Genomic DNA, 19,946 nt, shown 5'->3' on the forward strand with positions numbered 1-19,946 from the left:
GGCGCGCAGATTACCCCGAACGGCGCCGGTTGTGTACCGTGCCGGCACGGGCAGGCACCGCCCGCGAACAGCTCAACCGCCGCTGGCGGCCGGGATGCGCAGCACGTCACCGACGCGCAGTTGATCCCCCTTGATGTCGTTGCTGGAACGCAGCTGTTCGAGACTCACCTGATACTGCCGGGCAATGCCGGACAGCGTATCGCCGCGGCCAATCACATGCTGCTGGCCGCGCGAGTCCTGGCGCACCGCCAGCAGGGTACCGGGCGGCGGATTCTGCCGGAAATAGGCCCGCACGCCGTCCATGATGCTGCTTGCCAGGGCGTATTGATGATTGGGATCGCGCAGCTTGCGCTCCTCATCCGGATTGGAGATGAACGCCGTCTCCACCAGGATCGAGGGCACGTTGGGTGACTTCAGCACGCGGAAACCGGCCTGCTCCACGCGGCTGCGATGCAGGTGTCCCACTTGTCCCAGACCGGACAGCACGCGGCTGGCCACGTCGGTGCTCGCCTCCATCGTGCCGGTCAGCGAAAGATCGAACAACACTGAAGTCAGCAGATCATCCTTATCGTCCAGGCTGACGCCGCCGATGATATCGGAGGCGTTTTCCTTGTCGGCCAGCAGGCGTGCATGTTCGCTGGAGGCACCACGTTGCGACAAGGTGTAGACCGACGCGCCGCGCGCACGGCGATCGGCAAAGGCATCGGCATGGATGGAGATAAACAGATCGGCACGGTGCTCGCGCGCCATTTCCACGCGCCGCTGCAGCTTCACGAAATAGTCGCTGTCGCGAATCATCACCGCACGCATACCCGGCTCGCGCTCCACCAGATCGCGCAACCGCTTGGCCACGGCCAGGGTCACATCCTTTTCCCGCGTACCGCGCGGGCCGATGGCGCCCGGATCCTCACCGCCATGGCCGGCGTCGATGGCGATCACGATCTCGCGCGGGGCGTTGGTTACCGCAGGTACTGCAGGCACCGCCGGCGCCGGACCTACCGCGGCCACCTTGGTGTCATACAGGTCGATCACCAGACGGTGACCATATTCGTTATTGGGGCGCAGCACGAAACTCTTCGGCCGCACCTCACCCTTCAGGTCCAGTACCACACGCAGATCGCTGCCGTTGCGCGGCGCGGAACGGATGTCGCGGATCAGACTGGGGCCGAGATCGAGGCCGACGAAGGGTTTGTCGAGTCGGGTATTTTTCAGGTCGATGACCAGACGATCGGGATTTTTCAGCATGAACAGGCTGTGCTCGACATCGCCGGTGACATCGAACACCAGGCGGGTGTTGTCCGGTGCAGGCCACATACGCACACCGCGGATAGTCACCGCATCGGCCCAGACGGCAGAGGTCAGCACCAGCAGCAGCAGCGCCGTTATGGCTTTTGTTGTCATTGCCTGCCCTCCCCCGTCCCGGAACATGACCCTAAACAGTCATATTAATCATTAAGATAGCAATCAATCCTTTGACTGTTTCTCATGACATAGGGGTAACTTAATACCGAACAAGCAAAAAATCAACCTGCTGCCAAGGCACGACGGAGGCAGGCGAGTATCACCTCGCCCCGTTCCGTACCGGCCTGAATACGTGTCAGCCGCCCCGCGGCCCGGTATTCGAGGGTCAGTTCGAGATCGGCCACCGGCAATACGCCGGCCCCGCGCTCCGGCCATTCCACCAGGCATTGCGCGGTACCGGCCAGATAGTCGCGGATACCTAGAAACTCCAGTTCCTCCGCATCGCCCAGTCGATAGAGGTCGAAGTGATAGACGCTGCGGCCGGCCAGTTCGTAGGGCTCGACCAGGGTGTAGGTGGGACTTTTCACCGCGCCGCCGTGACCGAGGCCATGCAGATAGCCGCGCACCAGGGTGGTCTTGCCGGCACCGAGATTGCCGTGCAGGAACAGCAGCAGGCCGCCATCCGCCGCACAGCGGGCCAGGGCCGTGCCGAGCGCCTCGGTGGCCACGGCATCAGCCAGTTGGAGTTGCAACAGGGAAGCAGTCATTGCGGATTGACCAGACGACGCAGATGGGGGAACAGATCGGAGGCGAGCAGGCCGCGTTCCCCTCCGGCAACCGCAGCGGCATCGGCCGCCGCCGCATGCAGGCATACCCCGGCGCCCGCCGCCTCGCGCAGCGGCAGCCCCTGGGCGATGAGCGCGGCAATGATCCCGCTGAGCACATCACCCATGCCGCCGCTGGCCATGCCCGGATTGCCGCCGGCACAGATGCCGGGCAGGCCGTCGTCGGCCAGCACCAGACTGCCCGGCCCCTTGAGCACCACCACGCCGCCGAAACTGGCCTGCAGGCCGGCCACCGCCGTAAAACGGTTGGCCTGCACCTGCGCCGCGGTTTCACCAAGCAGGCGGCCCGCCTCGCCGGGATGGGGGGTGAGCACCCAGTCCTTACGGTGCGTGGGCTCCTGTGCCAACAGATTGAGGGCATCGGCATCGACCACCAGCGGCTGGCGCGCCTGCAACACCTTCCCCAGCATGTGCCGTCCCCACGCCCCCTGTCCCAATCCCGGACCGATCACCACCACTGTGGCACGGCGCAGCAGCGGCTCCAGTTCCGCTGCACTTTCCACTCCGTGGCACATCAATTCCGGACGCGCTGCGGTGAGCGCTGCCGCATGAGCCGCGTGCGTCGCCACGCTGACCAGGCCGGCGCCGCAGCGCGCCGCCGCCTCCGCCGCCAGGCGTGCGGCACCGGCATAGCCGAGATCACCACCCACCACCAGCACATGGCCGCAGTCACCCTTGTGGGCATCACGCCGACGCGGCGCGAGCCAGGCAGCGAACTGCGCGCTATCGAGCCGCCGCGCCGCGACCGGGACCCTGCCATAGACGGCCGGCGGTACGGCGAGGGAGGCGAAGTGCAGTTCGCCGCAGCAGGCCGGGCCAGCCGCGGTGAGCAGGCCCTGCTTGAGGCCGATGAAGGTAAGGGTGAGCGTGGCACGCACGGCGCAGCCCAGTACCGCGCCGGTGTCGGCATCGAGGCCGGAGGGGATGTCCAGCGCCAGTACCGGCCGGCCGCTGCCGTTGATGATTTCGATAGCCGTGCGCCAGGCATCGTGCACCGCGCCGCTCAGGCCCGTGCCCAGCAACGCATCCACCACCACGTCGCAGTGGCGCAAATCGCCCGGAGCCAGGGGCCGTGCCGTCATGCCAACCGCCTGCGCGGCGGCCAGGGCATCACCCTGCAGACGGCTCGCCTCACCCACCTGATACAGCGCCACCTCCAGTCCCGCCTCGCGCGCCAGCCGCGCCACCACAAAACCGTCACCACCGTTGTTGCCAACGCCGCACACTACGGCGATACGGTGTGCCTCGGGCCAGTGCCGGCACAGCAGCTCGAAGGCGGCACGGCCGGCACGCTCCATCAGCACACCGCCGCCCAGCCCGCCCAGCTCCATGGCCAGACGGTCCAGTTCGCGCACCTGGGCGGCGCGATAAAGATCATGGGGTAAGGTTGGCATGGCAGGTATCATACCGACATGGCCGATCTCCACAACAGCGACGCGCACGACTACACCGCCCTGGTGCAGCAGATCCGGCAATGGGGTGCGGCACTCGGTTTCCAGCAGGTGGGCATCAGCCACACCGATCTGTCGGCGGCCGAAACGGAACTCAACCAGTGGCTTGCTGCCGGCCATCACGGTGAAATGGGCTACATGGCACAGCATGGCAGCAAGCGCAGCCGGCCAGCGGAACTGGTACCCGGCACCCTCAGCATCATCAGTGCGCGCATGGACTATCTGCCGCCCGCCGCTGAACCCTGGGGGGTTTTGCAGAACGGCACACGCGGCTACATCGCGCGCTACGCCCTCGGCCGCGACTACCACAAACTGATCCGCACACGGCTGCAGCAACTGGCCGCGCAGATCGAGGGCGCCATCGGTCCCTACGGCTACCGCGTGTTCAGCGACAGCGCCCCGGTGCTGGAAAAACCCATCGCCGCCCAGGCCGGCCTCGGTTGGGTGGGCAAGCACAGCAACCTGCTCACCCGCCAGGGTTCCTGGTTCTTTCTCGGCGAGATATACACCGATCTGCCGCTGCCGGCAGACCGTGCGGCAAGTGCCCACTGCGGACGCTGCACGGCATGCATCGACCTCTGCCCCACCCGCGCCATCATCGCCCCGTATACGGTGGACGCACGGCTGTGTATTTCCTACCTCACCATCGAACTGCACGGCGCCATTCCCGAACCGCTGCGTCCGCTGCTGGGCAACCGGATCTACGGCTGCGACGACTGCCAGCTGGTCTGCCCCTGGAACGGTCACGCCCGCCACACCGCCGAACCCGACTTCCTGCCGCGCCGCGGTTTGGACGCACCACAGCTCGTCGACCTGTTCGCCTGGAGTGAGCAAGACTTCCTGCACCGCACCGAAGGCAGTCCGCTGCGCCGCCTCGGCCACGAGCGCTGGCTGCGCAACATCGCCGTGGCCCTCGGCAATGCCCCCGCTGATGCGACCATCCGCAGCGCCCTGCAGCAGCGCAGCGAACATCCCTCCGCCCTGGTGCGGGAACACGTGGCCTGGGCGCTGAGGCGGCAACAGCAACGGACCGAGAACCGCACCTGATGTGATCGCGGTGGCGAAATCTGCCCGCCGCCGGGTTTACACTACGCAACCCCGCATGACCGGACTTACATCATGGCCCGCATCCTTGCCGTCGGCATCGCCACACTCGACATCATCAATCTGGTAGAAGACTATCCGCCGGAGGATGCCGAGGTGCGCGCCCTGGAACAGGAGACGCGCCGCGGCGGGAACGCCACCAATACCCTGGTGGTACTGAGCCAGTTCGGCCACCAGTGCAGTTGGGCCGGCACCCTGGCCGACGAACCGGATGCCCGGCTGATCCGTGCCGACCTGGCACGCCACGCCATCGACACCAGCGCCGTGGAATGGCTACCGCGCGGCAAGGTACCGACCTCCTACATCACCCTGAGCCAGCGCAGCGGGTCGCGCACCATCGTGCATTACCGCGACCTGCCCGAATACAGCTTCGAACATTTCCGCGCCATCGATCTGACGCGCTTCGACTGGATACATTTCGAGGGACGCAATGTGGAGGTGACGCAACGCATGCTGGAACGGGTAACAAAACTGCATCCCGAGCTGCCCTGTTCCCTGGAGGTGGAGAAACCGCGTCCCGGCATCGAACAGCTGTTTCCCTACCCCGACCTGCTGCTCTTTTCCCGCGTCTATGCCCGCGCCTGTGGTTTCCAGCGTGCCGAGGGCCTGTTCGACCGCGTACGCGCGCAGGCACCGACGGCACAACTGGTATGTGCGTGGGGCGAAGGCGGCGCCTATGCCCGCGACCGCGATGGCCGTGGCTACCACACCCCGGCCTTCCCGCCGCCGCGTCTGGTGGACACCCTGGCTGCCGGCGACGTGTTCAACGCCGGCATCATCCACGGACTGGCACGCAAGCGTCCGCTGGAACTGACCCTGATCGAAGCGGCGCGCCTGGCCGGCCGCAAATGCGGCCAGCAGGGTATCGAGGGATTGGCGGATTAGTCGGTCCTAGAGGAAACAGGCAATTTCCGGATAGGCACAGGCCTTGTCGCGGCCGTTGTGCTTGCCGAAATAGAGAGCCTGATCGGCCTCGCTGATGAGGCGCTCGAGAATAATCTGGGCATCGGCCTTGTCCTGCGCCAGCAGGCAGGCGATACCGATGCTGACCGTCACCTTGATGCGACGGCCATCGATGTTGAATTCCGTATCCTTCACCGCTGCACGTATGCGTTCCGCCAGCTGCTTGGCCCCCTCCAATTCCGTATCGGGTACGGCGATGATGAATTCCTCGCCGCCGAAGCGCGCCAGCACATCCACCTCGCGCACCTGCTGCCGGAGCAGTTCGGCGCAGCGGCGCAGTACTTCATCGCCCAGGTTGTGACCGTGCACATCGTTGATGCCTTTGAAGTGATCGATATCGAGCAGCAGCAGGCAAAAGCCTTTTTTGTAACGCAGGCTGCGTGCCAGCGCCGAGCGGGATTCAGGGAAAAAGAAGCGGCGGTTGTGCAAACCGGTCAACTCGTCGATCACCGACAGCTCGGCATAGCGGCGCTTGAGCGCCTCGGCATCGGCCAGCGCCTGCTCCAACTGGCGCGTTCGTTCACGCACCATGTTCTCCATGCTGTTGAGCAGGCGGTTGTTGACCAACATCTGGCCAAGGAAATTGGCAAAAATCACCAACGAACGCTCCTGCGCCTCGGTGAAGAATTCAGCATGGGGGTGTGACACATTGAGCACACCGAGCACCTCGCCACTGGCCTTGATGGGCAGGCTGATCAGCGAACCGATGGTCATGGCGGCGGGGCTGATGCCGCGGCAGTTGCGCGCGAAACGCGGGTCATTTTCACAATTGCGGCTGTGCTGCAGAAGGCCGGTCTGCGCCGCCATACCTACCAGCCCCTCGCCCACCTCGAAACTGGCGAACAACGGCGCATGGCCGGAGCTGCGTTCCTGCGTCAGGCCGATCATATCCGCCCAGTCGAGGCCGGCGGCATTCACCAGCTTGCCGTCGCGCAGCAGGTACACCGAGCAGCGCTCCATATCCTGGTTCTGCATCAGCACGTCGAGGGCACTACCGAGCAACTGGCTGTCGCTCTGGCCATAGACCCGCAATGCCGACAGGCCGCGCAGGGCGGAAAGGGAATCGATCAGCTTGAGAAAACTGTCGTTGAGTTCGCGGAATGTTTCAATGAACGGCGCCGTATCCATCGTGCACCCGCATCAACCGTCAGCCAGCAGCCGGGCCAACAGCGCGATTTCGTCACGCTTGGCCAGCATTTCGCCCAGCTCGCTCTCCGCCTCTACCGGCGGGATACCCAGCGCTGTCAGCGTGCCTAAATCAACAGCTTCATTCTCCCGCTGCAGGCGCGCGGCCCATTGGGCGCAAAAACCGATCAGACGCACCAAGGGTTGGTATTCGCCGTTATAGGCCACATCCCGGTGGTGCTCGATGGCCGCCACGGCAAAGGCCGGCAGGTGCCACTTGCGCGCCAGCCAACCGCCTACCTGCAAATGGTCCGCGCCCAGCGCAGCGGTTTCTGCCGCGGCCAGACTGAGCCCCGGCTCCTGCGCCAGACGGTCAAATACCCACGCCATCTCGTCCGGATAAAGGTGTACCAGCGCCAACAGCCCCAGGTTGTGCAGCAGACCGGCCAGATAGGCGTTGCCGCCGTGGGGGCGCGGCTCCTCCTCGACCAGACGGGCCAGACGCTGGGCCAGGGTCGCCGTGACCATGGCGCTGGCCCAGTACTCGTCGACATGGAAAGAGGGGCAATGGCTGGTGCGGAAGGGGCCGGCCAGCACCATGCTGAAGGCCAGGCTGCGGGCGATATTGATGCCCAACACCTTGAAGATGGCGTCCTCGGCAGTGGCGACCCGCTCGGGATAGCCGAAATAGGCGGAATTGGCCAGGCCGATAAGGCGTGCCAGCAATGGCGGGTCTTTTTCGATGATGGCGGCAATACGCTGCACATCCATATCGCCTTCGGCGAACACCGCCAACAGTTCCTGCGCCACCAGGGACATCGGCGGAAGCCGGTTCAGCTTCTGAATTTCGAGCCGGGTCTCGGTTACCGTATGGCTGATGTGCACGTATGGTTATCCTTGCGGAGTCCCGCCCACGGCGGGCACATTCTCGGGAACAGGTGCACAGTATATGAGAATGACGGGCAAAGGATAGCCCTCCACCCCATCAGGGAGAGGAGCGCAGCTCAGGCCTTGTCGTCGAACAGGCTGCCGATGGCCTCATCGATGGTGCGCATGGCCTTGGCGCTGGCCTCCACCTGCAGGCGATTGACCTTGCTCTCCACCAGGGGCTCGGTGGGTGAGGCCTCGCCCTGCAGCTGCGCGGTACTGGCGATCTGGGCCGCATTGCGATCGAGTCCTTCCATACCGCGACGGATGCCTTGCAGGGCGCTGTTGAATGCCGATGTGATCTTCATGAGAGTTTATCCCGTGGAACCTCACTGCTTACTATCGTCCAAGCAGGCCGATTTTCAAGGGGACCACAATTGCTGCAGGCGTGACCGGTTCAGCTGCAGCCATTGCAGGGCGATGATCGGACTGGCGGAGTTGATACGCCCGGAGGACAGCAGGGCCATGGCCTCGGCGAAAGTCACCGTGAAGACCCGGATGTCCTCCCCCTCGGCAGCCAGGCCATGGATACCGCCGACCCCGGCCGCATCGACCCGGCCACAATACAGGCTGATGCGCTCCGAGGTGCCACCGGGACTGACCAGATACTCGCAGATGGGCTCCAGCGCCAGCAGGGTACAACCCGCCTCCTCCAACATCTCGCGCTCAACCACCTCCGCTGCCGTCTCGCCGCTCTCGATGATTCCCGCCACGATCTCCAATAGCCAGGGTCCACCGGGAGCGTCCAAGGCACCGATACGAAACTGCTCCAGCAATACGATGCGATCAAGGACCGGATCATAGGGCAGGACCGCCGCTGCGTGACCGCGCTCGAACAATTCGCGGCTGAGCAATGGACTCATGCCGCCATCGTAGCGACGGTGGCGCAGGCGGTAATGCTCCATGCGGAAAAAGCCTTGATAACAGGTGCGCTGCTCCACGATCTCCACCGTCGGCTCAGCCGGACCACCTGTCTGTGTCTGTATCGTCACCCTGCCACCTCCACGCCTGCTGTAATCCTGCCCCCCATGGTACGATGTCGACATCCTGTTACAACAGTTACACGCCATGCCCGTCCAAACTGCTCTCCCCGCCATCACCGCCGTGATTCTTGCCGGTGGCCGCGCACGCCGCATGGCTGGGGCCGACAAGGCGCTGCTGCCCCTCGCCGGCAGGCCGCTGCTGGCCCATGTAATCGCTGCCCTGCGCCCGCAGGTGGATATGATCCTGCTGAACAGCAATCGTGCCGCTGCGGCGTACGCATCCTTCGGCCTGCCGGTCATCGCCGACACACTGCCAGATCAGCCCGGTCCACTCGCCGGTTTGCTTGCGGCATTACAGGCCAGTACCAGCGACCTGGTGCTGTGCGTTCCCTGTGACACCCCCTGCCTGCCTGCCGCACTGGTGCAACGCATGTATACAGCCCTGTCACAGGCCGCCGCCGATGTCTGCACCGTCAGTGACGGAGAGCGATTACATGCCGCCATCATGCTGGCACACCGCCGCGTCCAACCGGCCCTGGAGAGTTACCTCATCAGCGGCGGACGCAAGGTACAGGACTGGCTGCACAGCCAGAAACTGGTGGTTGCGGATTTTTCCGATCAATCGGCCGCCTTCAGCAACATCAATACCGCCCAGGATCTGCAAGCCCTGGAACAAAGGTTTTCCGCCCATGAGTGCTGAACACACCCCGCCGCTGCTCGCCTTCGTCGCTGCCAGCGGCACCGGCAAGACCACCCTGCTGGAGCAGATCATCCCGCTGCTGCGCAGCCGCGGCCTGCGCCTTGCCGTCATCAAGCACACGCATCACGATTTTGATATCGATCGGCCCGGCAAGGACAGCTATCGCATGCGTGATGCCGGCGCCCGGCAGGTGATGGTCGCCTCGCGCCGGCGCTGGGCGCTGCTCACGGAACATCCGGACGGCCGTGCCGAACCCTGCCTGGAGGAACTGGTGGCCGCACTGGATCGCGCCGCCCTCGACCTGATCCTGGTGGAAGGCTTCAAACACGAGGCGGTCAATAAAATAGAGTTGCACCGGCCAACGCTGGGCAAACCGCCGCTGTTCCCCCATGACCCACAGATCATCGCCGTGGCCTGCGATGCACCCCCCGACATCCCCACCCCGCTGCCACTGCTCGACCTCAACGACCCGCCGGCCATCGCCGCATTTGTGCTGCGGCACATCGGCCGGCAATAATCCGCCCACCATCGATACATCAGGAGTTGTCCCCACATGAGCCAGGAGCAAAACAGCACGCCACGCCCGGCACTGCTCAGCGTCGCCCAGGCACTGGAATACATCCGCGCCGGCCTCAAACCCATCACCGGTTTCGAACAACGCGCCCTGCGCGATGCTCTCGGCCGTGTACTCGCCAGCGACGTGTCATCCCCCATCGACGTACCGCCCCATGCCAACTCGGCGATGGACGGCTACGCCCTGCGTGCCGCCGATTTACCGCCAGACGGCGAAACCGCACTGCAACTCATCGGCACCGCCCTCGCCGGCCACCCGTACAGCGGCACGGTTGCCAGCGGCCAGTGTGTGCGCATCATGACCGGAGCCAAGCTGCCGACCGGTGCCGACACGGTGGTAATGCAGGAGAATGCACGGCGCGAGGGCGATACTGTCTACATCGGTAATGGACCGCGCCAAGGTGACCATGTGCGCCTGCCCGGTGAAGACATCGCCAACGGACAAATCGTGCTGCAGCAGGGCCGCCAGCTGACACCCGCCGACCTCGGCCTGCTCGCCTCCCTCGGCATCGCCGAGGTAAAGGTGGCACGGCGTCTGCGCGTGGCCTTTTTCTCCACCGGCGATGAGCTGCGTTCCCTGGGCGAGACATTGCAGGAAGGCCAGATCTACGACAGCAACCGTTACACCCTGTACGGCATGCTGAGCCGCCTCGGAGTGGAAATCATCGACATGGGCGTGGTACGCGATCGGCGCGAGGATATCGTCACCGCCTTCCGGCAGGGTGCAGCCGTCGCCGATGTGCTCATCACTTCCGGTGGCGTATCCGTCGGTGATGCCGATTATGTGAAGGAAACGCTGGAAAGCCTCGGCAAGGTGAATTTTTGGAAGATTGCCATGAAACCGGGCAAGCCGTTGGCCTTCGGTCTGTTGGGGGAGACCGCCTTTTTTGGTCTGCCGGGCAATCCTGTGTCATCCATGGCCACCTTCTATCAGCTGGTGCAGCCGGCGCTGCAGCAGCTCATGGGCCAGACGGTTCAGCAACCGCTACGACTGCGGGTGCCGTGCATGACGCGGTTGAAAAAAACCCCGGGCCGCGCCGACTATCAGCGCGGCATTTTGGAATACGACGCCGCCGGACAGCTCACCGTGCGCAGTACCGGAGCGCAAGGTTCACATGTGCTCAGTTCGATGAGCCGGGCCAACTGCTTCATCATTCTGCCGGCGGAATGCGGCAATGTGGAGGCGGGAACGCTGGTGGAAGTACAACCCTTCGCCGGCCTGATTTGACCGGACAGGACACGGCCCGGAGCTGAAAAACAGGGCCTACAAAGAAGAAGGCCACCGTCCGGGGACGGTGGCCTTGTTCATCAGGCGGCTTTGGCGGCGCGTTTCTTACGCGCCGGCTTGCGCTTGGCCTTCTTGGCAGCGACCTTGGCGTGCTTCTTGTCGTAAGCCGCAACAGCCTTGGCAATTGCGGCCTGACGGCCTGCAAAGGCCTTTTCCTCATCCAGGACAGCCTTCAGTCGTGCCTTGGCTTCCGCAACGGCAGCACGCAGCTTGGCACGCATGGCCTTCTCGGCCTGAGCTGCCTTCTTCTTCTCGGCAGCCAGACGTGCCTTAACGGCCTTGGCCTGGGCATTCATCTTCTTCACGCTGGCCAGCACTGCCTTCTTGCCGGCAGCGATCTTCTTCGCGGGGGAACGGCGCACGGCGCGCTTCGGCGCAGCAGCCTTCTTGGTACGAACACTCTTCTTGGCAACGGCGCGTCTTGCAACTTTCGGCATGGCAACTCTTCTCCTTGTTAGTAGAGACACATGTCGAAAAACATTATAAACATAAAAACCGATGTAACAAGCAAACTTGCAATATTTTTTCAAGTACCAAATGCGCTGCCGCTCAACATGCGCACGACATCACAACGACGCACGGCTCGTGGGCTTGCACGATGTCGGTACTGACCACACTATATCCACGGCACGCCGCATGCGCGCAGACTGAAAAAATCAGCTCCCGTCACACTGCCAAGCCGCTGTGAGGAACAACAAAATGTCCAACAACGACACCCTCGAATCCGAAGTTCTGTCCCGGGATGGCGGCTCTTCCGAATTGGCCGTCAGCGCCGATGTACTGCCCACCACACTCTATCTGCTACCGCTGACCGACCGTCCCTTCTTCCCGGCGCAGGCCTTTCCTGTCCTGCTGGACGAGCAACCATGGCTGGAAACGCTGGAACGCATCGGCGATCATCCCCATCACATGGCCGGCCTGGTCCTCACCCGCAACGGCGATCCGGAGCATCTCAAGCCGGAGAATTTCCACCGCATCGGCAGCCTGGTGCGGGTACACAACCCCAACCGCTCCGGCGGCAAGATCCAGTTCATTGCCGAAGGCATCCAGCGCTTCCGCATCGTCAAATGGCTGTCGCACAAGCCGCCGTTCATGGTGCAGGTGGAGTATCCGGCGGAAAAGCCGCTCAAGGCGGACGCCAAGGTCAAGGCCTACGCCATGGCCATCATCAACACCCTGAAGGAGCTGATTCCGCTCAATCCGCTCTACAGCGAAGAACTGAAATACTTCCTCAGCCGTTTCAGTCCCAATGACCCCTCCCCGCTGGCCGATTTCGCCGCGGCACTGACCAGTGCCAAAGGCGAAGAGTTGCAACAGGTGCTGGAGGCCTTCGCGGTGTTGCCACGCATGGAAAAGGTGCTGGTACTGCTGAAAAAGGAATTGGATGTCGCCCGTCTGCAATCGCAGATCCGCGAAAAGGTGGACGAGCGCATGAGCGAGCAGCAGCGCAAGTTCTTCCTGCGCGAACAGCTCAAGGAAATCCAGAAGGAACTGGGCCTGGAGAAGGACGACCGCACCGCCGACGTGGACCGTTTCCGCGAGCGGCTGGCCAAACTCACCCTGCCCGCGGCGGCCCGGAAGCGCATCGACGACGAACTGCAAAAGCTATCCATCTTGGAAGTGGGTTCGCCGGAATACACCGTCACGCGCAACTACCTGGACTGGGCCACCGCCCTGCCCTGGGGTATCCACTCGACCGATCGGCTGGATTTGAAACGTGCCCGCCGCGTCCTCGATCAGGATCATGACGGCCTGGAAGACGTGAAGCAGCGCATCATCGAATTCCTCGCCGTCGGCGCCATGAAGGGCGAGGTGGCCGGTTCGATCCTGCTGCTGGTCGGCCCGCCCGGCGTGGGCAAGACCTCCATCGGCCGTTCCATCGCCAATACCCTGGGCCGTCAGTTCTACCGCTTCTCCCTCGGCGGTATGCGTGACGAAGCGGAGATCAAGGGCCACCGCCGCACCTACATCGGCGCCATGCCCGGCAAGTTCATCCAGGCCATCAAGGAGGCAGGCACCGCCAATCCGGTGATCATGCTGGACGAGATCGACAAGATCGGCGCCTCCTACCAGGGCGACCCCGCCTCGGCCCTGCTGGAGGTACTCGATCCGGAACAGAACAGCGACTTCCTCGATCACTACCTGGACCTGCGCTTCGACCTGTCCAAGGTGCTGTTCGTCTGTACCGCCAACCAGCTCGACACCATCCCCGGCCCCCTGCTGGATCGCATGGAGGTGATCCGCCTGTCCGGCTACATCACCGAGGAGAAGCTGGCCATCGCCAAACACCACCTGTGGCCCAAACAACTGGAAAAGGCGGGGCTTAAGCCGAGCCAGCTGAAAATCTCCGACAGTGCGCTGCGCAAGGTCATCGAGGACTATGCACGCGAGGCCGGTGTGCGCAATCTGGAGAAGCAACTCGGGCGCATCATCCGCAAGGCGGTGGTGCGCATCGTCGGCGGCGAGCGGACGCCGATTCGCGTCGGCCCCACGAGCATCGAAGAACTGCTGGGCAAGCCGCTGTTCCAGCGCGAGAGGCCCTTGAGCGGCATCGGCGTGGTCACCGGCCTGGCCTGGACCGCCATGGGCGGCGCCACCCTGAGCATCGAGGCGACGCTGGTGCACAGCCGCAACCGCGGTTTCAAGCTCACCGGCAAGCTGGGCGAGGTGATGCGCGAATCGGCGGAGATCGCCTACAGCTACATTTCCTCACATCTCAAGCAATTCGACGGCGACCCCGCCTTCTTCGACGAGGCCTTCGTGCACCTGCACGTACCCGAGGGGGCCACCCCCAAGGACGGTCCCAGCGCCGGCATCACCATGGCCACCGCCCTGCTCTCCCTGGCACGCAGGGAACGCATCAAGCGGCCGCTGGCCATGACCGGCGAGCTGACCCTCACCGGTCAGGTGCTGCCGGTGGGTGGCATACGCGAGAAGGTGATTGCGGCACGCCGCGTCGGCGTGATGGAACTGATCCTGCCCGAGGCCAACCGTGGCGACTACGAGGAACTGCCGGCCCACATCCGCAAGGGCATCACGATTCATTTCGCCCATCACTACCGCGACGTGGCGGCGGTGGCATTCGGGTTTGGGTAGAAAAACGCTTAAACGCAAAGACGCAAAGGACACCGAGAGCGCAAAGGTTTTATGTTCCCCAGGCCGTTCCACAGGCTGACTCATGCCTGCCGCAGCGACGACAGCTTCTGCTTTGAACCGGCGCAATAACCAAGGAAGGTCTGAATAAGTCCATCCTGGACTTTTCAGACCACGCCAAGCGAAAAGTGTGATTTTCGCTTGGCTTCATTTTTCAACGACTTATCGTCGTTGAAAAATGGCGGCACATCCCTGTGCCGCGGAAGCTCTGAACTTATTCAGAGCTTCCCTAACTTTGCGACCTTCGCGTCCTTTGCGTCTTTGCGTTGAAAGCCTTTAGCTTTCTCCCAGGCACAACTCCCGCGCCACAATGCCGGCCAGGGCGGCGATGTGGTCGGGGCGGTCGTTGAGAGCGGGGATGTAGTGGAAGGACTCGCCACCGGCGTGCAGGAACAATTTGCGGTTTTCGCCGGCGATCTCCTCCAGAGTCTCCAGGCAATCGGCGGAGAAACCGGGGCAGATCACCTGTACGTGCCTGATGCCCTGCGCCGGCAATGCCTGAAGCACTTCATCGGTATACGGTTGCAACCACGGCTCACGCCCGAAACGCGACTGGAAGGACACCTGCCACTCGTCTCCCTTCAATCCCAGGCGCTCCGCCGTCAACTGTGCGGTGACAAGGCACTGCTGATAGTACGGATCACCCTCGCTACGATAGCGTTCCGGCGTGCCGTGGAAGGAAAACAGCAGCCGCTGCACCGGCCCGGCCTCCTGCCGCGCCTCGCGCACCGAGGCGGCCAGGGCATCGATGTAGGCGGCATCGGCGTGATAGTCCGCCACGAAGCGCAGCGACGGCACATCGCGCGTGGCGCGCAGCGCCTCGGCCAGCGCATCGAAGGTGGAGGCGGTGGTGGAGCAGGAATTCTGCGGATACAACGGCAGCACCAGCACCTGCTGCACGCCGGCGGCGCGCAGTTCGGCCAGTGCCGCGGCGATGGAGGGATTGCCGTAGCGCATGCCGAGGGCCACCCGGGTCCGTCCCGGCCACTGCGCCTCCAGCGCCTGCTGCAACAGCGCCTGCTGGCGCCGCGCGATGAGCAGCAGCGGTGAACCTTCGGCAGTCCATACCTTGCGGTACAGCCGCGCCGAGCGGGCCGGGCGGGTGCGCAGGATGATGCCGTGCAGGATCGGCCACCACAGCGGCCGCGGCACATCCACCACGCGGCGGTCCCACAGGAACTCGGCCAGATAGCGGCGCAGCGCCGGCGGGGTCGGCGCATCGGGGGTGCCCAGGTTGGTCAGCAGGATGCCGAGCGGCGCGCTGGAATCACTCACGGCATGCACTCCAGGTCGTTCGTTCGGCGCGAGTATATCAATGCCGTCCGCGCAGTACGGCAAACTGCTGCAGGATCGGCGTCACCACCGGCTCGATCTTCTTGCGCATCACGGTACCGACCGCGTCGCTGTGGGCGAAGATCGGGGTCACGATGGCCTCGTCGATGTGGGCCAGAAATACCATGGCGCGGATCTCGGCAGCCAACTGCGGCACCCCCTGCAGCAACTCGCACAGTTCGCCGCTGCCCGCGGCACACAGGGCCGCCACGCTGGCAGCGATGGCCTCGATCTCGCGCAGGCTGGGGGCGGCGGGACGTGCGGCCTGGAAATAGCGGCCGATGGCGTTGACCAGCGCCGTCACCACGTCCTGATCCGCCGGCTTGTGCAGTGCGTCGGCTCCCACGTCGAGGAAGGTCTGGCCCGGGCTATCCAGCAGCCTGAGCAGCAGCGCGGCACAGGCGTTGTGTGCCGCCAGCGGGGCCAGCAGTGGCCGGTATTGTTCCACATCGGCGCGGGCCGGCACCGCATCGGGCAGGTTGTCCGGCTCGGCGGCGAGGAAACCGACGCGATAGGTCTTGCGGGTACGCCCGGCATCCCACAACCGCTTGCGGGTTTCGGCGCTGATCAGTCCGGGCTGCAATACCAGGCGCACCGTATCCAGCATGTCCTGGTGTTCGCTCTCGAAGGGCAGATGCTCCACCAGAAACTCCGCCAGCACCGGCCCCATGCTGCCGGCCACCACCAGCGGATGTTCCAGCATGCGCCGCGCATTCTCCGCATACGGCGCCACCCACCAGGCGCGACGCGCCAGTTCGTCGGTGAGCTGGCGCGAGCGGGTCACCGCCACCACCGCCTCCGGCTCGCCGATCATCAGCAGCTTGTCCAGATCCTCGTTGTTGATCTGGCCCATGCGGGTCCAGCGACGCAGGAATACCGGATAGCCGCCGGGCGAACCCAGCACCTGCCCCGACAGCAGTTCGCGCACCCGTTGCAGATACTGCTCGCTGCGTCCGGTGGGATTGAGCGACACCTTCATCTCGCGGTCACCCTTGAGGCCGTACACCGTCATGTTGTTTTCGTCGATGCGGATCGCCTCGGCATTGGCGATGAGCACGTTCAGGCGCAGACTGTCTTCGCTGGAAAGTTCCATAAAATCGCTGTCCGTTACGGGTTCCGTGCGGGATGACGCCCGCAGGCGTCAATTGAGTTGTATGCGCTGTCCCCAGGGCACCTTGCCCTTGCCTTTCACCAGCCAGATCACCGGGAAGCCGGGCTCCTGCGCGGGAAAGGCGCCATCGGCGTCGGTGAAATAGACCAGCAGGTCGGGACGGCGGCCTTCGCGCTCCAGCCAGTCGAACACCGGCAGGAAAGATGTCCCGCCGCCGCCCTTGAACGCACGCGGCAACTTGAACTCTTCCCACGGCTCAAAGCTCCACGGCCCGTCGTCGGCCAATTGCGCATCGCAGGCATGCAGGGTGATGCGGGCACGCACCTGCCCCTTGATGGCATCGATCTCGGCGAGGAACTCGCCCATCTCCTGGTCGCTGACCGAGCCGCTGGTATCCAGCGCCACCACGATATCGATCTCGGAGGAGCGCAGGCTGGGGAAGATGGCGTCGCCCTCGCGGCGCGAGGGACGCGCATAGTTATAGTCGTCACGCGCGGTGGCGGTCATGTATCTGGCCAGCAGCATGCGCCAGGGCAGTTGCGGTTGCAGCAGGTGGTCGATGAGCCGCGCCAGCGCGCCGCCCAGCTTGCCGGCCTGCAAGGCCTGCTGTGCCGCACCGGCCATGCGCTGACGCCACTGCACCGCCAGGCGTTCGCGCTCTTCATGGGACAGCGGTTCCGGTTTGGGCGCCCCGCCCTGGCCGCCCTGTTGCTGCGGCTGCGGCTTGCCGCTGCCGCCCTTGTCGTCCTTGTCCTCCGGGGTGGCCTGGCCACCACCGCCCTCGCCCTTGTCGCCGCCGCTGCCGGCCTTGCCCCCCTGATCGCCGCTGTCCTGGTCGTAGACATGGTCGTCATGGGGTTGCAGCGAGTCGGCCTCGTCCAGGCAGGGATAGATCTCCTCCGCCGTCATGCCCTTGTACTCCTCGAGGAACAGGGCGTCCTGCACCGGCGTCAGCCCCTCGTCGATGAGCAGCGGATTGATGGCGAGGTCGCAGGCGACATCCCAGCGGTGGCGGTCGCGGTGCTGACGGCGCGCGAAGTGCGACAGCGCGCAGTGCAGCGCCTCATGGGCCAGGGCGAACTGGGTCTGATCGAGGGTCAACGCGTCCATGTAGTCGGCGTTGTAATAGAAGGTGCGCGCGTCGGTGGCCGTGGTCTTGCACCAGCGCGGATCGGCGGCCACCAGCGGCAGGCGCAGCACCAGGGCGCCGAGGAACGGCTTGTCCAGGATCAGCTTGGTGCGCGCGGCGCTGAGTTTGGTTTCGAGATCGCCTGACATAAAGCGATTAAACACAAAGACACAAAGGACGCCAAGAGCGCGAAGAAATACAGGAAGCAAAGAACACATCCCTTTGTGTACTCTGCGCTCTTTGCGTCTTTGCGTTTAACATGCTTTACATCTCATAGAGCATCACGTCGGCCACGGCCTGCGCCCAGGGCGCAAACTCGGGCACGCTGAAGATTTCCTGGCCGATGGCGCGGTGCATGTCGGACACCAGCATCACGCCCATCTCGCGCTGGCTGAAGCGGCCGGCGAATTCCAGGATCGGCCCGTACACCTCGGCCCCCTTCCGCTCGGCCTTGGCGCGCAGGGCGCGGGCCACCAGCGCGGAGGCTACGGCGTATTGCAGGTCGATCTCGCGTGGCACCGGCACCATCTCGCGGCGCAGGATGGCATCCAGATCGGGGAGCTTGTCCAGGTTGCGCACGAAGGCGGCCGCTTCGATGCCAGCCGCTGGACCGACACAGGCTTGCAGGGTCTCCACCAATAGCTGATGTGCCTCGCCGAATTTTTTCAGCGCACGGTGGGCAAACTCCCAGGAACGTGGTGAGGGGAAGGCAATGGGATTGTGCGCCGGGTCGAAATCGAACAGCAATTCGGGACGGAAGCGCAGAAAGGCGATGATGCGTTCGTCGATACCGTTGCGGTAGGCCCACAGCACCCAGTCGTCGAGATGAGTCTCCACCTCGAAGTGGGCGAAACGGTTGGCCAGCGGTGCCGGCATGGCATAGGTGACACCGCGATCACCCTGGCGGTTGCCGGCGGCGAAGATGGCCCACCCCTCGGGCACACGGTATTCGCCGAGGCGGCGATCGAGGATCAGCTGGTAGGCGGCGGCGGAAACGGACGGCGGTGCCGAGGTGATTTCATCGAGAAACAGGATACCGGCCGGGCCGTGCCGCCTGGCATCGGGCAGCATGGCCGGCACCGCCCATTCCACCTGGCCTTCGCTACGGAACGGGATGCCGCGCAGGTCGCTCGGCTCCATCTGCGACAGACGGATATCGATCACCGGCACCCGATGGCGCGCCGCCACCTGGGCCACCATCTGCGACTTGCCGACACCGGGCGGCCCCCACAGCATCACCGGCGTGTGATGGCCGTCGTGCGTGCTCGCAAATTCCCGTTCCAGAACCTCGGTGATGTGTGCCGGACGCATCGATACTCCCCGTTATGTGGCAAAGGACAATAGTTTACTTTATTTGTCGGATACACAAAACAGGGAGTGGAGGTCGGTGCGGCAAGTTCCAAGTCGCAAGTTTCAAGTGGCGCTACAACACCACCGAAACCCGCGTCCGGAAACCGGCAGGATTCAGCCCCGCTGTTGCTGCTGCTCCGCCACCTGCTTGTGCACCTCGGCCATGTCCAGTTCCTTGGCACGCTGCAGCAAGTTCTTCAGTTGGGACGGCTGCAGGGCACCCGCCTCGGAATAGATGATCACCTGCTCGCGGAAAATCATCAGCGTGGGGATGGAACGGATCTGGAACAGGCCACCCAGCTCCTGCTCCTCTTCGGTATTCACCTTGGCGAACACGATGTCGGGATGATGTTCCGACTCCGCCTCGAACACCGGACCGAAGCCCTGGCAGGGGCCGCACCACGGCGCCCAGAAATCGATGATGACGAAATCGTTGTTGTTGATGATCTGTTCGAAATTATCTTTGGTCATGTGCACGGTGGCCATGGCGGTACTATATGGACGCCTCCCGTTTGCCAAGGGCGATTTTGGTGTGTTGGGACAGATAGGCTGCAGTTCTATATCCGGCCTGTTGTGCAGGAATAGACCTGCTGGCCCTGATGGAATCCGCTGACCCGCGCCTCATTCTCCTGAAGGACTCGAAGTCCTTACCGCCATACAGGTTTGGCGG

The 19,946-nt window shown here is 64.1% G+C and carries 19 protein-coding genes; 6 read left to right on the forward strand and 13 right to left on the reverse strand.

The window, feature by feature from the left end:
* Positions 1 to 72 precede the first annotated feature (72 nt).
* The 3 genes from EP379_RS09420 to EP379_RS09430 all read right to left on the reverse strand — a co-directional run bounded on the left by EP379_RS09420 (position 73) and on the right by EP379_RS09430 (position 3,481).
* Entirely contained in the window at positions 73 to 1,401 is a 1,329-nt protein-coding gene (locus EP379_RS09420; protein WP_127477560.1) for an N-acetylmuramoyl-L-alanine amidase, read from the reverse strand.
* 122 nt (positions 1,402 to 1,523) lie between these two features.
* Positions 1,524 to 2,009 (reverse strand): tRNA (adenosine(37)-N6)-threonylcarbamoyltransferase complex ATPase subunit type 1 TsaE, encoded by a 486-nt coding sequence (gene tsaE, locus EP379_RS09425; protein ID WP_127477561.1) that lies wholly within the window; start codon positions 2,007 to 2,009, stop codon positions 1,524 to 1,526.
* A complete protein-coding gene (locus tag EP379_RS09430) occupies positions 2,006 to 3,481 on the reverse strand; it encodes an NAD(P)H-hydrate dehydratase (RefSeq protein ID WP_127477562.1) in 1,476 nt (491 codons plus the stop codon). Before EP379_RS09430 ends, tsaE begins: the two co-directional genes overlap by 4 nt.
* Positions 3,482 to 3,499: 18 nt before the next feature.
* Between EP379_RS09430 and queG the strand changes: the two genes are divergently transcribed.
* Positions 3,500 to 4,585 (forward strand): tRNA epoxyqueuosine(34) reductase QueG, encoded by a 1,086-nt coding sequence (gene queG / locus EP379_RS09435; protein WP_127477563.1) that lies wholly within the window; start codon positions 3,500 to 3,502, stop codon positions 4,583 to 4,585.
* A gap of 72 nt (positions 4,586 to 4,657) precedes the next feature.
* Positions 4,658 to 5,527: a PfkB family carbohydrate kinase gene (locus EP379_RS09440; protein ID WP_127477564.1), complete on the forward strand. Its 870-nt coding sequence runs from the start codon at positions 4,658 to 4,660 to the stop codon at positions 5,525 to 5,527.
* A gap of 6 nt (positions 5,528 to 5,533) precedes the next feature.
* Here EP379_RS09440 and EP379_RS09445 read toward each other — a convergent pair whose 3' ends face one another.
* From EP379_RS09445 to EP379_RS09460, 4 genes are all read right to left on the reverse strand, one after another.
* Positions 5,534 to 6,733 (reverse strand): sensor domain-containing diguanylate cyclase, encoded by a 1,200-nt coding sequence (locus EP379_RS09445; RefSeq protein ID WP_127477565.1) that lies wholly within the window; start codon positions 6,731 to 6,733, stop codon positions 5,534 to 5,536.
* A 12-nt stretch (positions 6,734 to 6,745) separates the two neighbouring features.
* A complete protein-coding gene (locus EP379_RS09450) occupies positions 6,746 to 7,615 on the reverse strand; it encodes an HDOD domain-containing protein (protein WP_127477566.1) in 870 nt (289 codons plus the stop codon).
* A gap of 119 nt (positions 7,616 to 7,734) precedes the next feature.
* The gene (locus tag EP379_RS09455; protein WP_127477567.1) at positions 7,735 to 7,965 is read right to left on the reverse strand and encodes a hypothetical protein; all 231 of its coding nucleotides are present in this window, start codon (positions 7,963 to 7,965) and stop codon (positions 7,735 to 7,737) included.
* Between the two features lie 54 nt (positions 7,966 to 8,019).
* Complete coding sequence (locus EP379_RS09460; protein ID WP_232023891.1) at positions 8,020 to 8,649, reverse strand: NUDIX domain-containing protein; 630 nt, start codon at positions 8,647 to 8,649, stop codon at positions 8,020 to 8,022.
* 76 nt (positions 8,650 to 8,725) lie between these two features.
* Between EP379_RS09460 and mobA the strand changes: the two genes are divergently transcribed.
* From mobA to moeA, 3 genes are read left to right on the forward strand one after another with little or no spacing between them, the layout of a single operon-like run.
* Complete coding sequence (gene mobA / locus EP379_RS09465; protein WP_127477569.1) at positions 8,726 to 9,340, forward strand: molybdenum cofactor guanylyltransferase MobA; 615 nt, start codon at positions 8,726 to 8,728, stop codon at positions 9,338 to 9,340.
* The gene (gene mobB, locus EP379_RS09470; RefSeq protein WP_127477570.1) at positions 9,330 to 9,857 is read left to right on the forward strand and encodes a molybdopterin-guanine dinucleotide biosynthesis protein B; all 528 of its coding nucleotides are present in this window, start codon (positions 9,330 to 9,332) and stop codon (positions 9,855 to 9,857) included. The genes mobA and mobB overlap by 11 nt, the downstream gene beginning before the upstream one ends.
* A gap of 36 nt (positions 9,858 to 9,893) precedes the next feature.
* A complete protein-coding gene (gene moeA / locus EP379_RS09475) occupies positions 9,894 to 11,141 on the forward strand; it encodes a molybdopterin molybdotransferase MoeA (RefSeq protein ID WP_127477571.1) in 1,248 nt (415 codons plus the stop codon).
* Between the two features lie 80 nt (positions 11,142 to 11,221).
* Here the strand turns inward: moeA and EP379_RS09480 are convergent, their stop codons facing one another.
* Positions 11,222 to 11,638, reverse strand: coding sequence for a histone (locus EP379_RS09480; protein WP_127477572.1), 417 nt, complete (start codon positions 11,636 to 11,638; stop codon positions 11,222 to 11,224).
* A gap of 262 nt (positions 11,639 to 11,900) precedes the next feature.
* On the opposite strand from EP379_RS09480, the gene lon reads away from it, so the two are divergent.
* Positions 11,901 to 14,297 (forward strand): endopeptidase La, encoded by a 2,397-nt coding sequence (lon, locus tag EP379_RS09485; RefSeq protein WP_127477573.1) that lies wholly within the window; start codon positions 11,901 to 11,903, stop codon positions 14,295 to 14,297.
* A gap of 333 nt (positions 14,298 to 14,630) precedes the next feature.
* On the opposite strand, the gene hemH is transcribed toward lon, so the two are convergent.
* From hemH to trxA, 5 genes are all read right to left on the reverse strand, one after another.
* Positions 14,631 to 15,638, reverse strand: a complete 1,008-nt coding sequence (gene hemH, locus EP379_RS09490; RefSeq protein ID WP_127477574.1) for a ferrochelatase — start codon at positions 15,636 to 15,638, stop codon at positions 14,631 to 14,633.
* Positions 15,639 to 15,666: 28 nt separating this feature from the next.
* Complete coding sequence (locus EP379_RS09495; RefSeq protein ID WP_127477575.1) at positions 15,667 to 16,779, reverse strand: sulfur reduction protein DsrS; 1,113 nt, start codon at positions 16,777 to 16,779, stop codon at positions 15,667 to 15,669.
* A 48-nt stretch (positions 16,780 to 16,827) separates the two neighbouring features.
* Positions 16,828 to 18,075 (reverse strand): vWA domain-containing protein, encoded by a 1,248-nt coding sequence (locus EP379_RS09500; RefSeq protein ID WP_127477576.1) that lies wholly within the window; start codon positions 18,073 to 18,075, stop codon positions 16,828 to 16,830.
* Between the two features lie 115 nt (positions 18,076 to 18,190).
* Positions 18,191 to 19,237 carry an AAA family ATPase gene (locus EP379_RS09505; RefSeq protein ID WP_127477577.1) on the reverse strand — a complete coding sequence of 349 codons (1,047 nt, stop codon included), beginning with the start codon at positions 19,235 to 19,237 and terminating at the stop codon, positions 18,191 to 18,193.
* A gap of 153 nt (positions 19,238 to 19,390) precedes the next feature.
* Positions 19,391 to 19,762, reverse strand: coding sequence for a thioredoxin (gene trxA / locus EP379_RS09510; RefSeq protein WP_127477578.1), 372 nt, complete (start codon positions 19,760 to 19,762; stop codon positions 19,391 to 19,393).
* Positions 19,763 to 19,946: the final 184 nt, after the last annotated feature.

The sequence above is a fragment of the Sulfurivermis fontis genome, assembly GCF_004001245.1.
In the GTDB taxonomy this organism is placed as follows: domain Bacteria; phylum Pseudomonadota; class Gammaproteobacteria; order Thiohalomonadales; family Thiohalomonadaceae; genus Sulfurivermis; species Sulfurivermis fontis.